The 4,905-nt window shown below is 69.4% G+C and carries 3 protein-coding genes and 1 pseudogene; all 4 read right to left on the bottom strand.

The features are described 5' to 3' along the window. A pseudogene (locus VFG33_RS30505) lies at positions 1-726 on the bottom strand (MiaB/RimO family radical SAM methylthiotransferase); the annotation flags it as partial. Positions 727-801: 75 nt separating this feature from the next. Then, positions 802-1,551 carry a helix-turn-helix domain-containing protein gene (locus tag VFG33_RS30500; RefSeq protein WP_325056445.1) on the bottom strand — a complete coding sequence of 250 codons (750 nt, stop codon included), beginning with the start codon at positions 1,549-1,551 and terminating at the stop codon, positions 802-804. A gap of 91 nt (positions 1,552-1,642) precedes the next feature. Beyond that, a complete protein-coding gene (locus VFG33_RS30495; RefSeq protein WP_325056444.1) occupies positions 1,643-2,236 on the bottom strand; it encodes a hypothetical protein in 594 nt (197 codons plus the stop codon). A gap of 3 nt (positions 2,237-2,239) precedes the next feature. Continuing rightward, entirely contained in the window at positions 2,240-4,657 is a 2,418-nt protein-coding gene (locus VFG33_RS30490; protein WP_414672996.1) for an FtsK/SpoIIIE family DNA translocase, read from the bottom strand. Positions 4,658-4,905: the final 248 nt, after the last annotated feature.

Raw genomic sequence — 4,905 nt, 5'->3', positions numbered from 1 at the left:
CTGGGCCTCGCCGAGCACCTCGGTCGGGCGGCGGGAGACGAAGGCGCCCCGGAAGGCGGGGATCGCGCAGAACGCGCAGCGGCGGTCGCAGCCGGACGCCAGCTTCAGTGGGGCCATCGGGCCGCCGTCGAGCCGGCGCCGAACGACGCGCGGACCGCTTGCCGGCGCCGACGGCAGGTCCGGCGCGTCGATGGTCAGCTCGGACGTCTCGCTCGCCTTGATCGTCCGGCCCTTCAGTTCCTGCGGGGAGGCGTCGCCGTGACCGGGCAGCGCGACACCTTCCGCGCCGGCCCGATCCGCGGGCGCGAGCGGGAGGAGTTTGCGGCGATCGCGCGGCACGTGCGACTGGTGCTTGGTGCCGGAAAGGATCGAGCGCAGCCGGTCGGAGATGTCCGCGTAGTCGTCGAAGCCGAGCACCGCGTCGGTCTCGGGCAACGCCTCGGCCAACTGCTCGCCGTATCGCTCGGCCAGGCAACCGACCGCGACCACTGCCTGGGTCCGGCCGGACTCCTTGTAGTCCGAGGCGGCCAGCAGGGTGTCGACCGAGTCCTTCTTGGCGGCCTCGACGAACCCACAGGTGTTCACCACCACGGTGTCCGCTTCGGCGGCGTCGTCGACGAGGCGGAAGCCGCCGGCCTCGAGCCGGCCGGCCAGCTCCTCGGAGTCGACGTCGTTGCGGGCACAGCCCAGCGTGACCAGGGCAACGGTGGTGGGAGTGTTAGTCATCCCTACGAGTATGACTGCTCGACCCCGCGCGGACATAACCCCCAGCCACACCCGCACTGCCCCTCCGAGGAGTGGTCAGTCCTTTTGGACGGCGCCGGTGGGGGTGATCGTGAAGCGCTTGGCCTTCGGCGTGACGGGCTTGCCGTTGATGGTGATGGCGATGTTGCCCACCGAGCCGAGGGAGACCCGGATCGTGCCGGGATAGCTGACGGTCTGGGTGGAGCCCGGTCCCAGCAGCCCCTGGAAGAGCTTGAGGCCGTCGTAGTTCCGGAGCGTCACGTAGGACCCGTCGCGGGCAGCCTTCAGGGTCACAGTGACCCTCTTAGATACCGGTGGCTTCGGCCTGGTCGTCGCCTTCACCGGCGGCTTGGTGACGGTCGGCTTGACGACCGGAGCGGTCACCGAGGCGGTCGGGGTCGAGCGGGACGCGTTCGCCTCGACGTCGCTCGGCAGCGTGAAGAGCCGGATCATCCCCCAGCCCATCAGGCCGACCAGGATGGCGCCCAGCACGACGGCCCACCGGGGCCGGGCCGGGTGCAACATCGGAGCCTTCCCCTTCGCGCGGTCCTCCCGGCGGTGCTGGTCCGGCTCGACCGCGGGATGGGTCTCGTCGAAGCTGGCCAGCAGCGGAGCGGGATCTGCCTTCACCACCCGGGCGATCGCTCGGATGTGGCCACGGGCGTAGAAGTTGCCACCGCAGCGGGAGAAGTCGTCCGCCTCCATGGCGAGCAGCAGGCCGGGTCTGATCCGGGTGGCCGCGCTCAACTGCTCGATCGACAGATCCGCCCGTTCGCGGGCCGCCGTGAGCTCGCTGCCGATGCTCACGTCCCCCACCGCCTTTCCACCGTCCACGCGTTCACGGATCCGCCGACATCACCACAGTCAACGGCCGGGGCTCGACGGGGTCACGGAAAGATCAGAGTTGTTCCCTGACCGGACACCTGGCGTCTGCCAGCATGTGCAAAGCCTGTACCACTTCCCCGTTCGACGGACGGGCCGTCATTCCGAACGGTACCGCCAGAGAGGTCCCAGTCAACCGGCGATTGGCATCTGTAACCTTTCTGGTTGCCTCTGACATCGATCCGACCACCGGCGCCGGGTCACGCAGGTGCACCGCGATCCGGCCGTCGTCGAGCGGATGCCGGCGCCGCAGTACGGTCACTTCCTCGATGTCCTCCCAGCGGGTGCCGATCCACTCGTGCCGGATCCGCAGCCTGATCCCGACCTGGTCGGCGACCAGCATGTCCCCGACCGTCAGCGCCCGGCCGCAGAACACCGCCAGCGCGGCGAAGGCGGCGGCCGCGAGCCAGCGCAGCACGCCGGTCGACGTGCTCGAAGCCGAGGCCGCGAAGCCGATCGCGACCAGCGCGGCTCCGGCGGCGAGCGCACCATGCACCTTCTGCGAGGCGCGGATGGTGAACTCCTGGGTCACCCCGGCCGGCTCGGTGAGAAGCTGCTCCGACCGGCCCTCTCCGAAGGCGACCTCGGGTGCGGTGGTGTGGGCGGTCACGGGTCACTCTCCTCGCAATGTGGCGACGAAGTCCTCTAGATCGTCAGGTTTCACCAGCACGTCGCGAGCCTTGGAACCTTCGCTCGGCCCGACCACGCCCCGGCTCTCCAGGATGTCCATCAGCCGGCCCGCCTTGGCGAAACCGACGCGGAGCTTGCGTTGCAGCATCGACGTCGAGCCGAACTGCGTGGAAACGATCAGCTCAGCCGCCTGGACGACCAGGTCCATGTCGTCGCCGATCTCGTCGTCCAGGTCCTTGCTCGGCCCGGCCGCCACGGTGACGTCCTCGCGGTACGTCGGCTGCAACTGCTCCTTGCAGTGCTCGACCACCGCGCGGATCTCGTTCTCGGTGACCCAGGAGCCCTGGATCCGCATCGGCTTGCTCGCGCCCATCGGCAGGAACAGGCCATCACCCTGGCCGACCAGCTTCTCCGCGCCCGGCTGGTCCAGGATGACCCGGCTGTCCGCGAGCGATGAGGTGGCGAAGGCGAGCCGGGACGGCACGTTCGCCTTGATCAGACCGGTGACCACGTCGACGGACGGCCGCTGGGTGGCCAGCACCAGGTGGATGCCGGCGGCCCGGGCGAGCTGGGTGATCCGGACGATCGAGTCCTCGACATCGCGCGGCGCGACCATCATCAGGTCGGCCAGCTCGTCGACGATCACCAGCAGGTACGGGTACGGCGTGAGCACCCGCTCGCTGCCCGGCGGCACCTTGATCTTGCCGCCGCGGACGGCCTTGTTGAAGTCGTCGACGTGCCGGAACCCGAAGGCCGCCAGGTCGTCGTACCGCATGTCCATCTCGCGGACGACCCACTGCAGCGCCTCGGCGGCCTTCTTGGCGTTCGTGATGATCGGGGTGATCAGGTGCGGGATGCCCTCGTAGTTGTTCAGCTCGACCCGCTTGGGGTCGACCAGCACCATCCGGACCTCGTCCGGCGTCGACCGCATCAGCACGGAGGTGATCAGCGAGTTGACGAACGACGACTTACCCGAGCCGGTCGCACCCGCGACCAGCAGGTGCGGCATCTTCGCCATGTTGGCGACCACGAAGCCGCCCTCGACGTCCTTGCCCAGCCCGGCCACCATCGGGTGGTGGTCGTTGCGCGCGGTCGCGGAGCGGATCACGTCGCCGAGGCTGACGATCTCCTTGTCCACGTTCGGGATCTCGATGCCGATCGCGGACTTGCCCGGGATCGGGGACAGGATCCGGACGTCTGCGCTCGCCACCGCGTAGGCGATGTTCTTGCTCAGCGCGGTGACCTTCTCCACCTTGACGGCAGAACCGAGCTCCACCTCGTAGCGGGTGACTGTCGGGCCACGGGTATAGCCGGTCACCTGGGCGTCGATGGTGAACTGGTCGAACACCTCGGTGAGGCGATCCACCACAGCGTCGGAGGCCTTGGTGCGGGCCTTGTGCACCGAACCAGGCTTCAGGATCTGGCCGTCGGGCAGCGTGTAGGTGATGTCTCCGGACAGGCTGAGCTGCTCGACCCGCTGAGGTATCGGCGTGTGCGGCGGCGGTTCGGAAGCAGGCTCCGCCTTGGCAACACCCATACCGGCGGCAGCAGCACCCATGCCGGCGGCCCCGGCGGCATCGAGACCGATCTCCGTGTCGTCAGCGTCTTCCTCCGAGACAGCAGCCTTCTTCCGGCCACGCTTGGAGATCTCGCGCCCCTCGAGCACCGGGGAGTCGTAGGGCTTGACCGTTGGCTCACCGTCATCGTCCAGAGCGGCCTTCTGGCGCCGCTCCTTCCGGGTCAGGCGCACAGTGTCGTCGGCGGCCGCCACCGACGGCGCGTCGGCAGGCAGTTCGGTCCGCCCCAGCAGTACGTCGAACGCGGCCCGCACACGCAGCGGGATCGCGTAGATCGGAGTACCGGTGACTACCAGCGCGCCGAAGAGTGCGAGCAACACCAGCAGCGGCGCAGCGACGTACTGCGTGAGCAGGTCGGACAGCAGGGAGGAGACGACGTAGCCGATGGCTCCACCGGCATCCTGCAAGCGGCCGCTGGCCGGGTCACCCGGACGCGGAATGCCGTTCGCGAGGTGGACCAGGCCGAGCACGCCCAGGGAGATCGCCGTCCAGCCGATCACCTGGCGACCGGCCGGGCCGTTGCGGTCAGGGTGGCGCAAGGTCCGTAGCGCGATGAACAGCAGCATCAGCGGCACGGCCCAGCCGAGCATGCCGACGCTGCCGCCGATGACTGTGCGAAAGGCGTTGCCGACGGCACCTGGCAGGTCCCACCAGATCGCGGCGGCGACCACGACGGCCAGGCCGATCAGAGTGAGGCCGGCGCCGTCGCGGCGATGGGCCGGATCCAGGTCGCGGGCGCCGTTGCCGACGCCGCGGACGATGCTGCCGAGCAAGTGCGCGATGCCGATCCAGCACTTGATCAGACCGCGGCCAAGAGCCAGCATGGCTGCCGCGAAGGGACCCGCCCCGCCGGATCTGGGCGCGGTCGTTCGCGCAGCGGCATTGCCACCGCGCTTCGCGCTCTGCCCACGCTTCTGGGCGCCTGACGGACGGGAGCGTCCACCGGTGGCCGACCGCTCTGTTTTCGGGCGGTTGGCTGCCGACTTCCGCGCCCGCGCCGGGGAAGACGTGCGGGTCGCCATAGTCAGCAGGCTACCCCGACTACCACTCGAGTCACACGTGTCACACGCCG

It is taken from the genome of Kribbella sp. (assembly GCF_035687465.1).
GTDB lineage: Bacteria > Actinomycetota > Actinomycetes > Propionibacteriales > Kribbellaceae > Kribbella.
The sequence above is the reverse complement of the archived record's forward strand: the minus strand, read 5'-3'. Positions and strand labels throughout refer to the sequence as shown.

Coding starts and splice junctions, on each gene's coding strand:
- VFG33_RS30490 (WP_414672996.1), bottom strand. CDS start 4,657: ATGCTGGCTCTTGGCCGCGGTCTGATCAAGTGCTGGATCGGCATCGCG.